This window comes from uncultured Holdemanella sp. (genome assembly GCF_958348295.1).
Lineage (GTDB): Bacteria > Bacillota_I > Bacilli_A > Erysipelotrichales > Erysipelotrichaceae > Holdemanella.
The window spans coordinates 34,371-55,740 of record NZ_CATVYQ010000003.1 but is presented as its reverse complement, the minus strand read 5'-3'; the positions used below and the strand labels follow the sequence as shown (position 1 = coordinate 55,740).

19 protein-coding genes, 1 other RNA gene and 1 other annotated feature are annotated in these 21,370 nt (G+C 31.8%); of the genes, 10 read left to right on the top strand and 10 right to left on the bottom strand.

From position 1 onward, the window contains the following. Positions 1-279 precede the first annotated feature (279 nt). From Q3907_RS01180 to dnaA, 10 genes are all read right to left on the bottom strand, one after another. Positions 280-510, bottom strand: a complete 231-nt coding sequence (locus Q3907_RS01180) for a hypothetical protein (RefSeq protein WP_301896835.1) — start codon at positions 508-510, stop codon at positions 280-282. Positions 511-563: 53 nt separating this feature from the next. Continuing rightward, positions 564-649, bottom strand: an RNA gene (ffs, locus tag Q3907_RS01175) — signal recognition particle sRNA small type. Between the two features lie 64 nt (positions 650-713). Next, a complete protein-coding gene (gene serS / locus Q3907_RS01170) occupies positions 714-1,997 on the bottom strand; it encodes a serine--tRNA ligase (protein ID WP_295561889.1) in 1,284 nt (427 codons plus the stop codon). A 40-nt stretch (positions 1,998-2,037) separates the two neighbouring features. Next, positions 2,038-2,249 (bottom strand) — a binding site (T-box leader). Positions 2,250-2,336: 87 nt separating this feature from the next. Beyond that, a complete protein-coding gene (locus tag Q3907_RS01165) occupies positions 2,337-2,921 on the bottom strand; it encodes a helix-turn-helix domain-containing protein (protein ID WP_301896834.1) in 585 nt (194 codons plus the stop codon). Between the two features lie 144 nt (positions 2,922-3,065). Next, positions 3,066-5,534 carry a DNA gyrase subunit A gene (gene gyrA / locus Q3907_RS01160; RefSeq protein ID WP_301896832.1) on the bottom strand — a complete coding sequence of 823 codons (2,469 nt, stop codon included), beginning with the start codon at positions 5,532-5,534 and terminating at the stop codon, positions 3,066-3,068. 12 nt (positions 5,535-5,546) lie between these two features. Further along, positions 5,547-7,514 carry a DNA topoisomerase (ATP-hydrolyzing) subunit B gene (gyrB, locus tag Q3907_RS01155; RefSeq protein WP_301896830.1) on the bottom strand — a complete coding sequence of 656 codons (1,968 nt, stop codon included), beginning with the start codon at positions 7,512-7,514 and terminating at the stop codon, positions 5,547-5,549. Further along, positions 7,511-8,602 carry a DNA replication/repair protein RecF gene (gene recF / locus Q3907_RS01150; RefSeq protein WP_301896829.1) on the bottom strand — a complete coding sequence of 364 codons (1,092 nt, stop codon included), beginning with the start codon at positions 8,600-8,602 and terminating at the stop codon, positions 7,511-7,513. Before recF ends, gyrB begins: the two co-directional genes overlap by 4 nt. Continuing rightward, on the bottom strand, positions 8,599-8,802 hold the full coding sequence (gene yaaA, locus Q3907_RS01145) for a S4 domain-containing protein YaaA (protein WP_295561884.1): 204 nt from the start codon (positions 8,800-8,802) through the stop codon (positions 8,599-8,601). Before yaaA ends, recF begins: the two co-directional genes overlap by 4 nt. Before the next feature lie 114 nt (positions 8,803-8,916). Continuing rightward, positions 8,917-10,035 carry a DNA polymerase III subunit beta gene (dnaN, locus tag Q3907_RS01140; protein ID WP_301896824.1) on the bottom strand — a complete coding sequence of 373 codons (1,119 nt, stop codon included), beginning with the start codon at positions 10,033-10,035 and terminating at the stop codon, positions 8,917-8,919. Positions 10,036-10,178: 143 nt separating this feature from the next. Next, the gene (gene dnaA, locus Q3907_RS01135; RefSeq protein WP_295646456.1) at positions 10,179-11,546 is read right to left on the bottom strand and encodes a chromosomal replication initiator protein DnaA; all 1,368 of its coding nucleotides are present in this window, start codon (positions 11,544-11,546) and stop codon (positions 10,179-10,181) included. 429 nt (positions 11,547-11,975) lie between these two features. Between dnaA and Q3907_RS01130 the strand changes: the two genes are divergently transcribed. From Q3907_RS01130 to Q3907_RS01085, 10 genes are all read left to right on the top strand, one after another. Continuing rightward, entirely contained in the window at positions 11,976-13,199 is a 1,224-nt protein-coding gene (locus tag Q3907_RS01130) for a peptidoglycan bridge formation glycyltransferase FemA/FemB family protein (protein WP_295563161.1), read from the top strand. 100 nt (positions 13,200-13,299) lie between these two features. Next, on the top strand, positions 13,300-13,434 hold the full coding sequence (rpmH, locus tag Q3907_RS01125) for a 50S ribosomal protein L34 (protein ID WP_003865695.1): 135 nt from the start codon (positions 13,300-13,302) through the stop codon (positions 13,432-13,434). A 44-nt stretch (positions 13,435-13,478) separates the two neighbouring features. After that, complete coding sequence (gene rnpA / locus Q3907_RS01120) at positions 13,479-13,820, top strand: ribonuclease P protein component (RefSeq protein WP_295646453.1); 342 nt, start codon at positions 13,479-13,481, stop codon at positions 13,818-13,820. Positions 13,821-13,831: 11 nt separating this feature from the next. Beyond that, on the top strand, positions 13,832-14,824 hold the full coding sequence (locus Q3907_RS01115) for a YidC/Oxa1 family membrane protein insertase (RefSeq protein ID WP_301896822.1): 993 nt from the start codon (positions 13,832-13,834) through the stop codon (positions 14,822-14,824). 9 nt (positions 14,825-14,833) lie between these two features. Beyond that, a complete protein-coding gene (locus Q3907_RS01110) occupies positions 14,834-15,460 on the top strand; it encodes a R3H domain-containing nucleic acid-binding protein (RefSeq protein ID WP_301896821.1) in 627 nt (208 codons plus the stop codon). Between the two features lie 39 nt (positions 15,461-15,499). After that, entirely contained in the window at positions 15,500-16,060 is a 561-nt protein-coding gene (gene pth / locus Q3907_RS01105; protein WP_301896820.1) for an aminoacyl-tRNA hydrolase, read from the top strand. After that, positions 16,061-19,456 carry a transcription-repair coupling factor gene (mfd, locus tag Q3907_RS01100; RefSeq protein ID WP_301896819.1) on the top strand — a complete coding sequence of 1,132 codons (3,396 nt, stop codon included), beginning with the start codon at positions 16,061-16,063 and terminating at the stop codon, positions 19,454-19,456. It abuts the gene before it with no gap. Further along, positions 19,456-19,725: an RNA-binding S4 domain-containing protein gene (locus Q3907_RS01095; RefSeq protein WP_256268016.1), complete on the top strand. Its 270-nt coding sequence runs from the start codon at positions 19,456-19,458 to the stop codon at positions 19,723-19,725. Before mfd ends, Q3907_RS01095 begins: the two co-directional genes overlap by 1 nt. Then, positions 19,712-20,131, top strand: a complete 420-nt coding sequence (locus tag Q3907_RS01090; RefSeq protein WP_295563149.1) for a (deoxy)nucleoside triphosphate pyrophosphohydrolase — start codon at positions 19,712-19,714, stop codon at positions 20,129-20,131. The genes Q3907_RS01095 and Q3907_RS01090 overlap by 14 nt, the downstream gene beginning before the upstream one ends. Continuing rightward, the gene (locus Q3907_RS01085) at positions 20,098-21,297 is read left to right on the top strand and encodes an HD domain-containing protein (protein WP_301896816.1); all 1,200 of its coding nucleotides are present in this window, start codon (positions 20,098-20,100) and stop codon (positions 21,295-21,297) included. Before Q3907_RS01090 ends, Q3907_RS01085 begins: the two co-directional genes overlap by 34 nt. The last annotated feature ends 73 nt before the right edge of the window (positions 21,298-21,370 follow it).

Below are 21,370 nucleotides of genomic sequence, written 5' to 3'. Positions count from 1 at the left end.
ATATATATAATTATAATGATTAAATTGTACAGGAAAGACTTTTTCTTTGAAAAAGTCACATGTCTAAATGACGTGCCCGGTTCGTTTCCAGTCGTCCAGTAACATTTCAATATCTACTCCACCTTTCTGAATCATTCGGTATCCCGATCCATTCAGTCTTTATCGATGGAGTTTTTATTGTATGCTTTGTTTATAAATACTTCAGAATTTCATCCATGATCTATGTACCTATCTTCCAGTAAGATATCATAAACTTCTGGTTCTGATTATTTATCTTATTTAATCCACAAATCCCATGCCTCTAGGATTGATGACATAGGCTGCACAATAATGTACACTCATTCCTTTAATCTTTGTATACTTTTCTTTTCCAATCTTACTCGTATTCTTTGGATCTACTTTGATTACATCCACTTCATTCATCAAACATTTTCTTTCTACTTTTTCTAATATCTTTTTATACGCAAAACTCGATAATGTTTTATTTTCCTTCTTTGGTCGATAGAGCATCCTTGTCTTCAACTACCAGACTCTTCTTCTCCGAAACCAATTTCTTAATATAAAAAAAACTACTACACATGATGGAGCTTACTTAAGGCTGCTTCGTTCCCGACCTGACCTGATTCATAAGATATCATTGTAGTAGCCAGTTAATTATATCAAATCCATTTTCAATTCGCAATAGAAAAAGCTGTCAAAGACAGCTTTTAAGATTAACCAATTTTCTTTTTACCACCCATGTAAGGTTGTAATACTTCTGGAATCAAGATTGATCCATCAGCTTGTAAATTATTTTCTAAGAATGCAATCAACATTCTAGGTGGAGCTACACAAGTGTTGTTTAATGTGTGTGCAAAATACTTCTCACCATTTTCACCCTTAACACGAATCTTTAAACGACGTGCTTGAGCATCTGTTAAGTTAGAGCAACTTCCAACTTCGAAGTATTTCTTTTGACGTGGAGACCACGCTTCAACATCCACTGATTTACATTTTAAATCTGCCAAATCACCTGAACAGCATTCCAATGTACGTACTGGAATATCCAACGTTCTGAAGAATTCTACAGTATTCATATACAATTTTTTAAACCATTCCATACTATCTTCTGGTTTACAAACAACAATCATTTCTTGTTTTTCAAATTGGTGAATACGATATACACCACGTTCTTCAATACCATGAGCACCTTTTTCTTTACGGAAACAAGGTGAGTATGAAGTGTAAGTATATGGAAGATTTTTTTCTTCAAGAATTGTATCTTTAAACTTACCAATCATAGAGTGTTCACTTGTACCAATCAAATACAAATCTTCACCCTCGATTTTATACATCATACCTTCCATTTCTGCAAATGACATTACTCCATCCACAACTGAACTACGAATCATATATGGTGGAATTACATAAGTAAATCCTTTTTTATCAATCATGAAATCACGAGCGTAATTTAAGATTGCTGAATGTAGACGAGCAATATCACCCATTAAATAATAGAATCCATTACCTGCTACACGACGTGCTGCATCTAAATCAATTCCACTTAAACGTTCCATAATTTCAGTGTGATAAGGAATTTCAAAATCAGGAACAACAGGTTCACCAAATTTTTCTAATTCAACGTTTTCACTATCGTCTTTTCCAATAGGAACACTATCGTCAATAATGTTTGGAATCTGCATCATTTTTTCTGTTACAGACTCTCTTAATTTAATTTCTTTTTCTTCTAAAGCTGTTAACTCATGAGCAATCTCTGCCATTTGTTGCTTAATTTCTTCAGCTTCTTCTTTTTTACCTTGCCCCATCAACTTACCGATTTCTTTAGAAATCTTTTTACGATTAGCACGTAAATCATCCGCATGTTGCTGTGTTTGACGAAGTTCTTTATCCTCCATCAATACTTCATTTACTAAAGGCAATTTGTAGTCTTGGAACTTTTTCTTAATGTTCTCTTTGACAATGTCCGGGTTTTCACGGACAAATTTCATATCTAACATGATATCCTCCTCTGCAAAAAAAAAGAGACACTCGCACCCATAAAGGGACGATGTCTCGCGTTGCCACCCTTTTTACCATATATATACATATATGATCTCTTAACATGATAACGGTATGTACCGGATCAAACTACTCTATTTCATTCAATCACTCAAAGGTGCTGTTCAATCAATCATACCAGTATTTTCACCAACCATACTGTCTCTAATTCATATATGAAATAATCTACTTATCCTTATCTTTGTTTTCACCACATTTATACCATTAAAACAAAGACAAAGTCAACCGCTTATTCTGTAAAATAGCCTCATCAAATCGGATTTATCATATGATTCTATTTATCTACAAATCATATTCAATATCACAATTATATATAGTATTAAAATATAAGAAATCCATCTATAATCCATTCCCATGAATATTAAAAACTGAATAAACAAAAGTAACCCTAATAGAGAAAAGAAGGCATAAATTCGTTTTGTTGAATTATCATAATACAAATAATATAAGCCAATTACTGCCATTGCAAAAATAGCGCCAATACATAAAGATCCTATAATGCTTCCATGACCAGAAATATAAACACATGCCGCAACAAAGATCATACATACCAAGGAAATTTTATCTGCTTTTCTATCTTGTCTAAAACTTTCCATTTTGTATACATCTAAATTGTGAATAATATTTGTGACTTCTTCATTCGAATAATTCAAACTCTTTTTACATGATATCAATTCAGCCACAGAAACGTGCAAAGATTCAGATAGGGCAGGTAACAATTGAATGTCTGGATATCCTATTCCACGTTCCCATCGGCTAACAGCTTTATCTGTGACATGCAGCTGTTGAGCTAATTCCATTTGCGTCATATTGTTTTCTTTTCTTAACTTACAGATAAACATTCCCATATCTTTTGCGTTCACATATATCACTTCTTTCTATAATAATTTATATTTATTCTATCAAATTGGCAATCAACGCGTCGTTTATATAATGTATTCGGGTTATTTTTATCTGATTTATCATATGAAAAAGGAGCAAAATCATAATTCTACTCCTTACATGCATTATTCTTCTGTATTTTCTTCGGATTCTACTTCAGGCTCTTCATGATCTACCAATGTCATACGCGTTACTTTCGCATCTCCATTTAAGTTGATCAATCTTACACCTTGTGTATTTCTTCCATAGATACCCACATTCTCTAAAGCTACACGAATCATAATACCATCACTGGCAACAATCATCGCATCTTCTTTACCAGTAACAGCGCGCATACACATTAGCTTACCAGTCTTTTCTGTGATATTAATTGTACTAACACCTTTTTTACCACGAGAAGTCAAACGATAGTCTTCAAACTTACTACGCTTACCATAACCATTTTCAGAAACAACAAGAACTGTATCTCCTTCACTTGATAGTGCAGCACCTACAACTTCACTGCCATCACAATTGAATCCTAATACACCACTTGCGCTACGTCCCATAATACGAACTTGATCTTCATTAAATCGAACAGCTTTACCATTTGATCCAGAAATGATTACTTCATCTTGTCCTGTAGTTAATTTCACAAAACGCAATTCATCATCTGGTTTCAAACTAATCGCAATCTTACCATTACGATTGATATTTTCAAATTCAGATACGGATGTACGTTTCACAATACCATTCTTTGTAACAAATAATAATGTTTCACTTTCATCATCTTTAGGAACTGCAACAAGAACGTTTACTTTTTCACCTTTTTCCAAAGTCATTAAATTAACAATTGGAATTCCCTTAGATGTTCTAGATCCACTAGGAACATTGTATCCTTTTAATCGATATACACGACCTTTATCTGTAAACAACAATAAGAAGTCATGTGTCGACATTGAAATCATTGTATCAATAGAATCCTCTTCATTTAACGTTAATGATTTGATTCCACGACCACCACGATTCTGAGCACGATATGTATCTACAAGCTGACGCTTAATATACCCTGACTCTGTTAATGTGATAATCACATCTTCTACTGGGATTAAATCTTCATCTTCCATATCAACAGAAGCATCACTAATTTCAGTTCTTCTCTCATCGCCATATTTCTGATCAATTTCATTTAGATCATCACGAATGATTTGAAGAACACGATCATGATTTGCTAAGATATCCTTCAAATCTTCAATCGTCAATAATAATTGTTGATATTCATTTTCAATCTTATCTCGTTCCAATCCAGATAATCTTCTTAACTGCATAGCTAAGATAGCTTTAGCTTGAATCATACTCAATCCAAACGCATCACATAAGTCTTGAGATAAGCCTGCTTCATCCTTTTTAGAACTACGAATCATATGAATAACTTCATCAATATGATCCATCGCAATACGCAAACCTTCTAAAATATGTGCACGATCTTGTGCTTTCTTTAACTCAAACTGTGTTTTTCTTACAACTACATCAACCTGATGATCAATATAATCATGAATAATATCTTTTAAAGGCAATTGTTTAGGACGACCATTTTCAAGTGCCAACATATTGATACCAAATGAAGTTTGAAGTGGTGTTAATCTAAACAACTGATTTAAGATTACTTCTTCCTGTGCATCCTTCTTTAACTCCATTACAATACGTATACCTTCACGGTTACTTTCATCATTTAAATAAGTAACACCTTGGATAGCTTTATCACGAATCAAAGAAGCCATCTTAGTAATTAAGTTTGCCTTATTGACTTGATAAGGAATTTCATAGAAAATGATTTGTTTCTTTCCATTTGATAATTCTTCAACACGATACTTCGAACGAATCATAATTGATCCTCGACCTGTTTCAAATGCTTGACGAATACCTTTACGGCCTAAAATGATGCCTCCAGTAGGGAAATCTGGTCCTTTAATTACTTCCATCAATTGAGGAACTGTAATATCTGGATCATCCATTACTGCAAAAATGGCTTGAATTGTTTCTGATAAGTTGTGAGGTGGAATATTTGTTGCCATACCAACCGCAATACCCACAGCACCATTGATTAATAAGTTGGGAATACGGCTAGGAAGCACAACCGGCTCATTTTCTTCACCATCATAGTTTGGAATAAAATCAACCGTATCCTTTTGAATATCTCGCATCATTTCCATAGAAATTTTAGACATACGAGCTTCCGTATAACGCATTGCCGCAGCTCCATCTCCATCTAGAGAACCAAAGTTTCCATGTCCATCCACTAGTGGATATCGATACGAGAAATCTTGGGCCATACGTACCATCGCATCATATACAGCCGTATCACCATGAGGGTGATACTTACCAATAACTTCACCAACAATACGAGCACTCTTCTTATGTGCTACACCAGAAGTAATTCCCAATTGATTCATCGCATGTAAAATACGACGATGAACAGGTTTCATACCATCACGAACATCTGGCAATGCACGTGAAACAATAACGGACATTGAATAATCTAGAAAGGCTGTACGCATTTCTTTGGATATTTCAACATCTTCTACATAGTCATATCGCTTATTTTCTTCTTCCATAAGGACCTCCTACTAGTAATCCAAATTAGCGTATACAGCATTTTCCTGAATATATTCACGACGAGGCTCTACATCCTCACCCATTAACATATCAAATACACTGTCCGCTTCCATCGCATCATCAATTGTGACACGTTTCAATACTCTATGATGTGGATCCATAGTTGTTTCCCACAACTGTTCTGCATCCATTTCACCTAAACCTTTATAACGCTGAACTTTATATCCATCTTTAAATTCTTCACGCAACTGATCCATTTCCTGTTCCTTATATGCATAGGCAATCTTCTTACCTTTTTGCACCTTGTATAAAGGCGGTTGAGCAATATATACATATCCACCTTCAATAACAGGCTTCATAAAACGATACAAGAAAGTCAACATCAATGTACAAATATGACTACCATCGACATCGGCATCGGTCATAATAACAATCTTGTGATAACGTAATTTTGATACATCTACATCTTCTTGAATGCCACATCCAAAAGCAGTGATCATACTACGAATTTCCTGGTTTTCAAAAATACGATGCGTTCTAGCTTTTTCAACATTTAAAATCTTACCACGCAAAGGTAAAATAGCTTGTGTTTTCGCGTCACGACCTTGTTTCGCGCTGCCTCCGGCAGAATCACCTTCGACGATATAGATTTCGCATTCACTTGCATCTTTACTTGAGCAATCTGTTAATTTTCCCGGTAAAGAACTAATACCATCCAACGCAGATTTACGACGTGTTAATTCACGAGCCTTTTTAGCTGCAATTCTAGCCTTACTTGCGATTTCAGCTTTTTCCACAATAGCCTTAGCTACATCTGGATTTTCTAAGAAGAAACGATTGATTTGTTCTCCCGCAATATTAGAAACAATCTTACGAACTTCACTATTTCCTAATTTTGTCTTCGTCTGTCCTTCATATTGAGGATCTGGATGCTTCACTGAAATAATCGCAACTAAACCTTCTTTAACATCATCCTGAGATAAAGTCTCATCCTTTTTGATCATATTATTGTTTTTCGCATATGTGTTGATACAACGAGTCAAAGCCATTCTAAAACCGTCTTCGTGATATCCACCTTCATGCGTATGAATATTGTTACAGAATGAATAAATACTTGATTGATATCCATCATTATATTGCAAGGCTACTTCTGCAAGAATTCCATCTTGCAATCCTTCTACATAAATAACTTTATCGCTTATTGTACTCTTATTCTTATTTAAGAATTGAACGTACTCAATAATTCCACCCTCATACTTATAGTCATTACTTTGACCATCCGGAGTTCTTTTATCTGTTAAAGTTAAACGAATATCTTTATTTAAGAATGCAAGCTGTCGCAAACGAGAATTTAATGTTTCATAATCATAAATAGTTGTATCTTTAAAAATCTGGGGATCTGCTTTAAAACGAACCAAAGTTCCTGTTTCTGTTGTTTCTCCAATGACTTTTAAGGGTTCAACCGCATGTCCACCATTTTCAAAACGAATAAAATAAATTTTACCATCTTGAAATACAGTAACCTCTAACCATTCACTCAACGCATTAACAACACTAGCACCAACACCATGCAAACCTCCAGAAACCTTATATGCGCCTCCACCAAACTTACCACCAGCATGTAAAACTGTCATAATGGTTTCAACTGCACTGATTCCTGTCTTTTCATGAATTCCAACTGGCATACCACGACCATTATCACGTACCGCAATAATGTTATCCGGTTCAATTGTTACATCGATTCGGTCCGCAAATCCAGCTAATGCCTCATCAATACCATTATCTACGATTTCCCAAACCAAATGGTGAAGTCCACGAGCCGAAGTCGAACCAATATACATTCCTGGTCTCAAACGAACCGCTTCTAACCCTTCCAACACTTGAATATCATCCGCAGTATACGAATGTTCTACTTGTGTAGCTTGTGATTCTAATTCTTCAAATTCAAGAATTTCTTTTTGTAATTCATCCTGACTCATTTGTAGACCTCCTTAATTCTCCCTTGTTCTATATCATAGAATCGTACTTCACGATTCCAATGCATATTCAATCGTTCTGTTGTTGTTATAAAAATCTGCATATCTCTTGGAAGCTTCTCAATTAATTGTCGCTTTCTGAGATCATCTAATTCACTAAAGACATCATCCAATAATAAAATTGGATATTGTCCACTTTTTTCATAAATAATTTGAGCTAACCCTAATTTTAATGCTAAAACAAAACTTCTTTTTTGTCCCTGACTTGCAACTTCACATACAGGCTTTCCGTTTAATTCAAACAAAATATCATCCCTATGAATTCCAATTAATGTTTGATGATACTTTTTTTCTTTTTCAAAAGCTTTTTCATATGCTTCTTTCATATGAACTTTCATATCTCCATCTAAAGAAATAAAAGTCATATATTTTGCTTCAATTTCTTCTTTTTCATTTGAAAAAAAGGGATACAATTCTCTCGCTTTTTTCATTAAAGAATGTATAAATTCATTTCTTTGTTTGATAATCACACTTTGAACATCAATCATCTGATCCAAATAAATATGAATCAAGCACTCATCTACTTTATTTTGTTTTAAAGCTTGATTTCTTTGTTTTAAAAGTTTTTGATAAGAAGATAAAGTAGATGTATAAGTTTTTGATAGTTTCATTAATTCCATATCAATAAATCGTCTTCGATTTTTTGGTGATGATGTAAATAATGACAAATCATCTGGACAAAACAAAATGGCATTTTCAATCCCAATAAAATCTGAATATTTTTTTACCGAATTTTGAAAACGAAACAAATGTTTTTTTTGATGATCTACAACAACTTTTAATTCTTCTTTTCTGTTGTTAGATTCTACTATTGCCTGTACACAAAATTCATTGCATCCATGCATAATCATACTATCCATTTGATTTGTGCGAAACGAACGCAAATGGCTTAAAAAATAAATTGCTTCAATTAAGTTTGTCTTTCCTTGTGCATTTTTTCCATATAAAAAATGAATGCATTTTGGTGTAAAAGAAAAAGACATGGTTTCATAATTACGGAAATGAAAACATGTCAGTTTTTCAACATTCATTTCACTTCTATCCTTATTCCATCAGTTTCCACAATATCCCCATGGTAGATTTTTTTTCCACGACGATTCTCATTCTCGCCGTTTACTAATACTTCCATGCTTGCTAAATATTCCTTGGCCTGTCCGCCACTATAGACAACATCACAAGCTTTTAGCAATTGTGCTAATGTAATATACTCATCCTTTAGTTCAAATTCCATGAAAATACCTCTTTTCGCACTTAAATTATATCATAAAACCACACAAATATCTATGCGTACAGATATACCGATATAAAAAGAAACCGTTTAAAACGAGTTTAAACGGCATTTTCTTTAATCATAACTACGAATTGGAACTAAAATCATTAAAACTGAAGCATCTTCTGGATTAGATACCTTGATTGGTTTCATAAATCCAGAAAATTCAATTAATACTTTCTCGCAACCCAATGCTTTGATTGCATCCAACATATATGTACCATTACATGTTAATGAAATTTCTTCTCCTTCATATTCACATTTTGTCAATACTTCATCTGAATTTCCAATTTCACTAGAATACGTTTTAATATGTGTTTCTGCAGAAGAACATTCTAATTTAATTAAATGTACTTTATCATTACGAATAAAGTTTGTACGATCAATCGTACCCGCAATTTCATATGAGTCAACCAACATTTTAGAAACACAACTCGTTGGAATAATTCTTTGTACATCTGGGAAGGTACCATCAATTAAACGAGTTTGAATAATTGTTTTACCAAATACAAATTGGGCTTTTTTAGAGTCTGCAAAAATATCAATAGTATCATCATCAGAAACTGAACGAACAACCTCAGTTAAAGATTTACTAGGAATAGTGATATTAAAATCCTGGCTTGAATTTAATTCGATTGTTTTTCTTGCTAAACGATAAGAATCTGTGCCAGAACAATACAACATATTACCTTGAGAATTGAAATTAACACCTGTTAGAACAGGACGTTGATCTTTATCACTGCACGCAAATGCAGTTTGAGAAACAATAGATTTTAAATCTGTTGCCTTTAATACAAAATGATGATTAGGCTGAGTAAAGTCAATATCAGGATATTCATTAGAACGAATACCATTTAAATTGAATTGACCATTATCACTTGAAATACGAACTAAAGAATAATCAATAACTTCGATTTCAATGTTTTTACAATCTAATTTTCGAACAATCTCTAATAAATACTTAGAATCAATAATAATAGATCCTTCTTCTTCAATATCTAAATTATTTAATTCTCCAGGTACAATAACTGTGCGAATTGATATATTTGAATCACTACCAGTTAAAATCATAGATCCATCTTTTAAATCTATACAAATACCTGATAATGCAGGTAATGGAGAAAAAACACTAATAGCTCTAGAAACTATAGATAGTTTGTCATAAAAATATTTTCGATCAATTAAAAAATGCATAAAATCCTCCTTTTATTAATATATATATATAAATTATAATATAAGGACCTGTATAAATGTGTAAAAATTGCACAGACCCTTTAAAATACATATTTTCCTTTATTTTTTTGTATGTGGATTCCATGAGGAATACAGTGTATAAATTAAGAATCTAAAGTACTACGTATTTTTTCGACTGCTGTTTTAAAAGCTTCATCTTTTTGAATTAGTTTTTTTGCACGTTCATAAGAACTAGAGATTGTAGTATGATCTCGACCACCTAATTCTTGACCAATAGATACATAAGATTTATGAAGCAAGTCTCTGGATAAATAAACACAAATATGACGTGCATTTGCGATAAATTTTTGACGACATTTTCCCTCTAAATCTTTATAAGAAAGGCCATAGAAGCGAGTAACAGCTTTTTTAATCTTTTTAATCGTTAATTCATCCGATTGCGATACAATAGGCTCTTTAATAAGCACTTTACGTGCAAAATCCATGTCAATTACATCTGGATTGAATAAAGTTGCATTAAAAATTAAGCGATTTAAAGTACCTTCTAGATTTCTGACGTCATTTGAATATTTACCAGCCAAATAATCAATAACATCTTCACTCATGTTTACACTTTCTTCACGTCCCTCGATTTTTTTCTTTAAAATTGCTTTACTTGTTTCAAATTCTGGTTTAGAAATACTGATTGTTAATCCGGAGACAAAGCGTGAAATTAAACGAGACTGAAGCCCACTGATTTCACTAGGATGCATATCACTCGTAATAATAATCTGTGTATTTTTTTGAATCAATTGGTTATACACAGTAAAAAAGATTTCTTGACTACTCGAGTGTTGTTGTAAGTTTTGAATATCATCAATCAAAAAATAATCACAATCTAAAAGCTGTTCTTTTACTCTTTCAACTGTATTGCCATGAATATTCTTTGTTTTCATAGCCTCAATCAATAAGGAAACTAAATCACCACTATACATGTAGATGACTTTACATTCTGGATGTTCCTTAGCTAAATAATTTCCCATCGCATGTAGTAAATGTGTTTTACCTAAGCCAGAATTACCATATAACATAAGTGGATTAAAAAGATGTGAAGTCGTTTGTGTACAACAAGCCAAGCATGCAGCATAAGCTTCAGCATTTGAATTTCCTTCAACAAAGTTTTCAAATGTATAAGAAGGATTAAATTTGTTTTCTAGTAAAACATTTGTTCTTTGTTTAACAACTTCCTCAGGCATCATCTTTTCCATTTCTTTTTGATGAATAAATTGAATTGTTAATGTATCGCCCCAAACCTCACTAAGTGTGGATTCAAAAAGTTCTTTTTCCTTTTGCTTCTTTAAAATACTAAAAGTAATAGTAGAACGATAAGCTACATAAGCTATATTATCCTCTATTTTAAATAGAGTGGTTTTAGATATCCATGAATTAAATGTATGACTATCAAAATAGTTGGATTCTTGAATTTTTTGTAAAGTTTCATTCCATATCGATGCATAAGACATGGTAGACATAGTAAAACCTCCTTGCAGTATTACTATTATACACGATTTTTACACTTATCCCCATTTATTATTTGTGGATATAAAATATCCCAATGTGGATAAATGTGCAAAAAAAATAAATAAAATTGGGATAACTCATGTTATATTCATATTATATACATATCAAATAGTTGTAAAATAAAGGCCATGGATGACTTTTCCATAGTTATACAATGTATAAAATAAGCTTGGTTTTATTCACTGTATAACTCGACACTTTATACTCATTTATAGATAAATAAGTATATACAATGAATATTACCAAATGTATGTATACAATTGATATGTGGAAAAATTAAGAAGATGCTATAATATAAAATACATGAGTTAATTAATCATGGAAAAAATGATTAAATATAATTGGATGATATTTAAAATATCTTGGAGGATAGAAAAAATATGCAGTATGAATTTAGAACAAACTTAAAACAAGAAGAATTTGATGGATTTGTAGAAAAGCATGAATATTGTAATTTACTACAAAGCTATAACTGGGCAAAAGTAAAAAATAACTGGGATCATCTTTATACAGGGGTGTATAAAAATAATGAATTAGTTGCAACCGGTTTAGTTTTGATAAAAAGATTGCCATTATCATTTTGTATGTATTATTTACCTAGAGGTCCTATTATGGATTATAAAGATAAAGAGCTTGTTCAATATTATTTTGACCAATTGAAAAAGGTAGCAAAAAAAGATCATTGCATCTTCATTAAATTTGATCCAGCTATTCACGTGAATGATTATGATTCAAAATCATATAATACAAATAGATATGAGGATACAGAAACATATTTAGATATATTTAAAAGTTGTAAAGCTATTCATCATGGATATACGATGAGCATAGCAGATACAGTACAACCACGTTTTCAATCCAATGTGTATGCATGTGAAAATGTAGAAGAAACTTTGCCAAAACACACAAAACGTTTAATTAAAGATGCAGATCGAAGAAATGTACAAATTATTCATGGGAATGTTGAATTATTAGACGAATTTAGTCGCTTGGTTGAGCTAACTGAGTCAAGAAAAGGGGTTGCGTTAAGAGATAAAGAATATTTTAAGACATTGTTAGAAAATTATCCTGAAGGGGGCGTTATATTCTTAGCTACATGTAATGTATATAAATTAAATGAAGATGCAAAAACAAAAAAATTGCAATTAGAAAAAGAAATTGCAGAAATACCAGAAAATGCGAAAAAGAAATTGCATCGTTTAGAAGATCAATTACGAAGTGTAGATAAAGATACAAAGGAATATAAAGAAATTTTTGATGAATTTGGTCAAGAAGATAAAGAAATTGCGATTGCAGGTATTTTAAGTATTCAATTTGGAAATACTTGTGAAATGTTGTATGCAGGAATGGATGAAAGATTCAAAAAATTTATGCCTCAATATAAAGAATATGTTGAAAACTTTAAATGGGCATTTGATAGAGGATGTTTATGGAGTAATATGGGTGGTGTAGAAGGATCTTTAGATGATGGATTGACAAAATTTAAAGATAACTTTAATCCAACTATAAATGAAATGATAGGAGAATTTGATATACCGGTTTATCCATTTATGTATCGTTTAACTCAAAAAGCGTATGAAATACTTAAAAGTAAGCATAAGTAATAATAATTTTATTGACAATCATTTTAATTTATGTTTATAATGTTTGAGCAATCTTATTTGAAAATTTAGAAGAAGAAAAAGACTGAGGGGTGTAATCAAGATGAAAAGAACATATCAGCCAAGTAAGAGAAAACACCAAAAAGTTCATGGCTTCCGTGCTCGTATGGCAACTGTTGGTGGACGTAACGTTCTTTCTAGAAGAAGAGCGAAAGGCAGAAAGGTTTTATCCGCATAGAAATCACCTGCTAGGTGATTTTTTTGTCTGGATAGGGAAATAACATGAAAAAAGAGTTTCGTGTATTAAAAAACTATGAGTTTTCTTCCATCATCCAGAATCGACAATTTGTTAAGTCGTCGTCATTCGTTTGTTATTTTCAAAAACGAAAATTAAATCACGCAAGAATTGGAATCAGTGTTGGTAAAAAATTAGGAAATGCGGTTTGCCGAAATAAAGTTAAAAGGCAGCTACGCAGTATTATTGATGAGATTTTTACTTTTGAAGAGGGATATGATCTTATTATTATAGTACGACCAGCCTATGTAAATAAATCGTTTGAAGAAAATAAAAATGAAATGAAAGAAAATCAAAATCGGATAAATAAAAGATTTTTGAAAAAGTAGAGGAATAAAAAATGAAACAATTTTTGCAGAAAAAAGCAAAATTGGTCTTTCTATGTATGTTGGTATTATTAACATGTACGGCTTGTGCAAATCCAAGAGGTAGAGATGGAAAAACATTAGCAGACCAAATTATTGCAAGTGAAGAAACAACAATTGATGCAAGTCAAATCAATTACAAAGACATTTCTGATAAAGAATTAAAGAAAGAAATTAAAAAGAATATTAAAGATGGACAATATACAATTCAACCAACAACTTTTAAAGAATCTATGTCAAAAGGATGGTTCGAAGGTTTAATTGTTTGGCCAATTGCACAAATTATCAACTTAATTTCAGCAAAAACAGATGCCGGTGTAGGTATTATTTTAACAACATTGTTAATTCAGATGCTTGTATTTTTATTTACACGTAAATCACAAATGTCTACACAAAGAATGCAGGAAATTCAACCTGAAATTCAAAAAATTCAAGATAAATATAAAGATAAAACAGATGAGCGTTCTAAAATGCAAATGGCTCAGGAAATGCAAAATCTTTACCAAAAATATGATATTCATCCATTTGGTTCAATGTTGATTACGTTTATCCAATTACCAATCATGATGGGTATGTATTATGCTACAATGCGTTCTGTAAGTGTTGTTAGTGGTAGCTTTATAGGTATTTCTTTAGCAGGAACTCCACTTGATGGATTTAAAGCATTTGATATCGCATATATTGCTATTTATGTATTGATGGTTATCTTCTATATTATTTCAATGAAATTACCTCAGTGGTTAAAGAAATGGCAAGATAAGAAAGATCACGTTAAAGTTAAAAAATATGCACAACCAGAAACGAATCCTATGGCTAATAGTATGAACATGTCAATATACTTCATGACAGCTATGATTTGTATTATGTATATTTCATGGCCAATGGCGATGTCATTTTACTGGTTAGTATCAAGTGTAATTCGTGTATGTCAATCATTGATTCTACACCAAGTTATGAACAAAAAGTAGGTAAAACATATGGAATTCACTAAATTTACTGGAAAGACTTTAGATGAAGCTTTAGCTGCTGCAAGCAGTGCTAAAGGATGTACAAAAGAAGAAATTCATTATGAAGTAACAGAAGAAAAAAATGGTTTTTTAGGAATTGGAAAAACAATTGAAATTGAGGCATATTGCCCAAAAGATATTGAAGATTTCATTAAATCATATATTCAAACATATTTTGATAACGCAGAATTAGATGGAACAGTAGAAATTGAAAATGATCATGGATTCTATCGTATTACTGTAAATACAAAGAATAATGCGATTATGATTGGTAAAGCAGGTAAGTCTTTACAAGCATTTAATCGTTTGGTAAAAGCTGCAGTAAGCGCAGCATTTAAAAAACGTATCGGACTTTTAATTGATGTGAATGGTTATAAAGAAGAAAGATACGAAAAGATTTGTAAAATGGCGGTACGTGTCGCAAAAGATGTACGTCGTACAAAAGTAGATGCCGTATTAGATCCAATGCCAGCCGATGAAAGAAAAGCAATTCACAATGCATTGGCAGGAATGAATGATATTTCTACTAAGAGTGAAGGTGAAGGCGAAGGACGTCGTTTACACATTTTATATACACCAGGAAAAGATGAAGAATAACGGGATTATCCCGTTATTTTTTGTAAAAAGGAGATTTTTATGAAAATTATTATCGGATTAGGGAATATTGGAAGAGAATACGAAAATACACGTCATAATGCTGGCTTTATGGCGATTGATATATTGGCAAAAATGCTAGAAATGGATTTTAATCAGGAAAAGTTTTCTGCTTATTTTGCAAAAAAGAAAATTGATGGAGAAGATATTATCTTATTAAAACCAACGACATATATGAATAATAGCGGTATCGCTCTAAGACAATGCATGGATTTCTATAAAGTGCCTTCTGAAGATATTCTTGTATTATATGATGATATGGATATGCCAGTAGGAAAGCTTCGCTTGCGCCAAAAAGGCAGTGCCGGAGGCCATAATGGAATCAAAAGTATAATTTCTCATATTGGTACGCAAGAATTTGATCGTATTCGCATAGGTATTGGAAAAGATAAAATGATTCCCGTTGTAGATTGGGTACTAGGCAAATTTCCTCAAGAACAACAAGACGATTTAAATCATGCTTTAGAACAAGCCGCAAAAGCAGCTAAATTTTCTATTAAACATTCTTTTAGTGACACAATGAATAGGTATAATAAAAAGTAGGTGATATTCTTGAAAGAGACAATATTAAATAAACTACAAGCTAATCCAGTTACTCAACAAATGGTTCAATTTGGAAATAATATAGGAAACTTATTACCAAATGAAGAAGCTTTATGTATGGCTAGTGCTTTTATGCAGGATAAACAAACACGAATTGTAGTCAAGAAAAATCGCTATGAAGCTCAACAACTTTATCAAAGATTGAAACCATTAATTGATGATACATTATTATTTGTGATGGAAGAATCTTTACGTGTACAAGCCATTGCTTCAAGTCCAGAAGATAAACAAGAACAACTCTATGTATTAACGCAGCTTGTGAAAGAAGATAAGCCACGTATTATTATATGTAATACGGCGGCCTTTTTGCGTTATTTACCAGATATTGAATTATTTAAAAGTCTTTGTTTCAAATTTGAAGTGGATCAAGAAATTACGATGGCTGAATTGAAACAAAAACTAAATCGTGCTGGTTATACAAAAGTCAATTATGTCGATCGCCCATGTACATATGCGAGTCGTGGAGGTATTGTAGATGTATATTGTCTAGAATATGAACATCCGATTCGTATTGAATTTTTTGATACTGTGATTGAATCTATTCGTTTATTTCATGAAGAAACGCAACGAACAATTGAAACTGTGGATTCAGTATTGATTAATCCAGCTACAGATTTATTATTTACAGATGATCAGATTGAATATCTACAAAAAGAAATTGATTCTGAATTAGAAAAACAACACGAAAAACTTATTCAAGATGATTATGATTTCTTATTGGATTATATTGAAAAAGATAAGATTTCCATAGAAAATTATGATATTGATCCACATTTATATATTTATTTTAGTTATTTAAAAGCGAATAAATTAACAGACTATGTAAAAGGACATATTATCTTTTCGAGTCAGGAAGAAGTAGAAAACGGATATAAAAAATTGAATGAAGAAACTATTTCTTTTATTCAAGAAATGGTAGAATCTCATCAATACTTACCTAAATATAGTATGTATCATGATTTATTCACATTCAAAAATGAATACAATATTCAGATGTTCCATGATTTTTTGGATTTTAAAAATCCAATTTTTTCAAAAATAGAGACATTAGAAAAATCAGATCAGCCATTGATTCAAATTTTAGAAAATCTAAAAGGAGAAAATATCTATATTTCTTTGGATGAAGAGCATACTAAAAAGGTGGAAGAAGCTTTAAAAGCGTATTCGATTCATAAAAATATCACATTTATAGAAGATAATTTTTATGAAGGATTTACATATGAAGATATTTCCGTTTATACACAACAGGAATTATTCCATCGTCCTAGTCAAATCAAGCGTTATCAGAAAACATTTAAACAAGGTCTGATCTTACAGAATATTCTTGAATTAGAACCAAACGATTATGTTGTGCATGAACAATATGGTATTGGTCAATATGTAGGAATCACAACGCGAAAAGTAAATGGAAAAACCTTAGATTATTTACATGTTTTATACAATGGAGGCGACGAATTATTTGTTCCATTATCACAGTTTCAGCTTGTAAGAAAATACGTGTCCAAAGAGGGTGTGGGCATTAAGCTATCTCAATTAGGATCAAATAAATGGAAAAAGACTAAGGAAAAGGTTTCTAAGAAGGTTGAAGAAATTGCAGTTCGATTAGTTGAGTTATATGCGAAGAGAAACGAAGATATTGGATTTGCGTTTAGTAAAGATGATGATCTACAAAAAGAATTTGAAGATGCCTTTGAATATGAGGCAACACCAGATCAAATAAGAGCAACCGAAGAAATCAAACGCGAAATGGAAAAACCAAAACCAATGGATCATCTACTTTGTGGAGATGTGGGATTTGGTAAGACAGAAGTAGCTATGCGTGCAGCATTCAAGGCGATTTCAAACAATAAACAAGTAGCTTTACTATGCCCAACTACAATTTTATCTATGCAACATTATCAGACATTTATGAAGCGCTTTGAAAATGTGGGAGCTAACATCAAAGTTGTGAATCGTTTTGTGTCAACAAAAGAAATTAGTCAGATTAAAAAAGAATTGGCGGAAGGGCAAGTTGACATTATTATTGGTACTCATAAATTATTGAATAAATCTTTCCAATATAAAAATTTAGGTTTATTAATTATTGATGAGGAACAGCGATTTGGGGTTGAACATAAAGAAAGAATTAAAGAAATGAAAAACGCAATCGACGTTCTATCTTTAAGTGCAACACCAATTCCTAGAACTTTACAGATGTCTTTGATTGGAGTGCGTACAATTTCACAATTAAATACACCACCATTGCATCGTCATCCGATTCAAACGTATGTAATGGAAAATCGAAAAAGTGTAGTGAAAGAAATTATACAAAGAGAATTATCACGTGGAGGACAAGTATTCTATTTATACAATCATGTTTCAAATATCTATTCTGTAGCTAAAAATATTCAAAATATGTTTCCTGATGCCAAAGTAGCCGTGGCACATGGGCGTATGGAAAAAAATGATATTGAACAAACTATGATTGATTTTGAACAAGAGAAATATCAAATTTTAGTATGTACGACAATTATTGAAACAGGACTTGATATTGCGAATGCGAATACGATGATCATTGATGATGCAGACCGCTTTGGATTATCCCAACTCTATCAGATTCGAGGGCGTGTGGGACGTCGTGAAAAAATCGCATATTGTTATTTATTGGTGCATCCACAAAAAGAATTAACGGAACAAGCACATAAAAGATTAAAAGCCATTAAAGAATTTACATCATTAGGCAGCGGCTATAAGGTAGCTATGCGAGATTTAACTATTCGTGGAGCCGGAGATATGTTAGGTCCTCAACAAGCAGGATTTATTGATGATGTTGGTTTGGATCTATATCTTGAAATGTTAGCAAATGCTATTAAGGAAAAACAAGGGAAACCAATCGAAGATAAGAAGAATGACAAAATAGCTCAAGTGCAGTTATCTGGATATATTCCTAAAAAATTCACAGATAATGATGGAGATAAACTAGAAATTTATCAACATATTAAGAAAACAGAAAATTTATCTGATTTGATTGAATATGAAAAGCGTATTGAAGATTTATTTGGACATATTCCTAATGAAGTGAAACAATTGTTTGAACAGAAAAAATTAGATTTCTTTGTGAATCGAGAAGGTGTAGAGTCTTTAAAAGAAACGGATGATGTTATTACCATCACAATGAGTGCAGAATGGTCAAAAAATTGTGATGGAGTTAAATTATTTGGAACCATTAATGAAATTAGTCGAAAAATCAATTTGAAATTAGAAAATGGAAAAATTAAAATTATGATTTCAAAACGAATAAAGAAACATATTGAATTAATGATGCAAGTTATTGAGAAATTAGAAGGAGAATTTTGATGCGATTAGATAAATATTTAAAAACAGCGCGTATTTTAAAAAGAAGAGAAGCAGCTAAAGAACTGGCATTACAAGGCCGTATCTGGGTCAATAATCGTGTAGCTAAACCAAGTACAGAATTAAAAATTGGTGATACAATTCGTATTCGCTTTGGTGCAAGACTTCTTGAGATTCGTGTATTAGATATTCAAAAACAAGTTTCTAAACAAAATGCTCAATTGTTGTTTGAAATTATTCATGAAGAAAGAATTGAAGATGAACAAGCTTAACGTCGTTTGTGGAGCCCTTATCATTGATGGAAAAGTCATGATTGCACAAAGAAACTATGGTTCTAGTAAAGGATTCTTCGAATTTCCTGGTGGAAAAGTGGAAGAAAATGAGACAAAAGAAAATGCTTTGATACGTGAATGGAAAGAAGAGTGTGGTATTGATATTTACAATGTTCAATATTTAGCTAACAGTATTGATTATCAAGATGGATATGAAATTTATTTGACTTGTTTTACATGTACTTCTGATGAAAAACCAATAAAATTAAGTGTGCATTCAGAATATATTTGGACTACTCCAGATCATATATATGACTATAACTTCTTTAAATCTGATAAAATGCTAGTAGAAGCATTAAAGGAGGTGTGGCCATGTTTAATAAAACAAATGAAACCAAAGTATTAAGAGATCCAGTTCATGGATATATTCATGTGAAATATCAAGTGATATGGGATTGTATCAATGCAAAAGAATTTCAAAGATTACATCGTATTCATCAGTTGGGTGGAGATTTTCAAATCTATCATACGGCAGAGCACTCGCGTTTTTCACATAGTCTAGGGGTATATGAAATCACAAGAAGAATGTGTGAAGAAGTGGATTCAATTACAGCTTCTTTAAGCGAATATGAAAAGGTTCAAGTTTTATGTGCTGCCTTGTTGCATGACTTAGGCCATGGTCCTTTTTCACATTTTTTTGAAAAACTTCATAAGAAGCACCATGAACAAATGACTTGTGATTTGATTTTAGATTCAGAAACGGAAATTCATAAGGCATTAATTAAAGAGGATGAATCTTTGCCACAAAACATTGTATCGATTTTAACGCATAAACACTCGAAATCTATGATGTATCAAATGATTAGTTCACAATTGGACGCGGATCGAATGGATTATCTTTTAAGAGATGCTTATGAAACAGGAACAAGTTATGGTAATTTTGATTTAGAAAGAATTTTGCGCACTTTACGAGTTAAAAATGATTCTTTATGTGTAAAAATGAGTGGTATGCATAGCATTGAAGATTACATTATGGCAAGATATCATATGTATTGGCAAGTTTACTTACATCCAGATGCCAAATCATATGAAATTATGATTCAGCAATTTTTCAAACGCTACGCAAAAATAAGAAATATCGATGTATTTGAACCATTAATGAATGGAGAACTATCTAACGATGATTTTTATTTAATGGATGAACATCGTATGTTCTATGGTTTTCAACAAGCTTTAAAGAGTGAAGATAAGATTTTAAAAGATTTTGCGAATCGCATTTTAAATCGCCATTTATTCGAATGGGTTGAAGATCCAGACCACCAACAAATTCAAGATATTAAATATAAACTTATAGAATATGGATATGATTTAGAATATTACTATTATGAAGCAATATCTCATTCGAAGGCTTATTTACCTTATACAGAAAATGATGAAAATCAAATCATTTGGATGTTAGATTTTAAAAATGAATTGGTGCCTTTATCTGATTGTTCACAGATTGTTAAGGCGTTATTAAAAATGAAAAATCAAACAAATAAGCAAATTTATTTTCCAAAAGAAATACTTTAAAAACTACGGTAACACATCACGTGTTACCGTTTTCACTTGTGAAAAAAGGGCTGAATTGTTAAAAAAACAGATG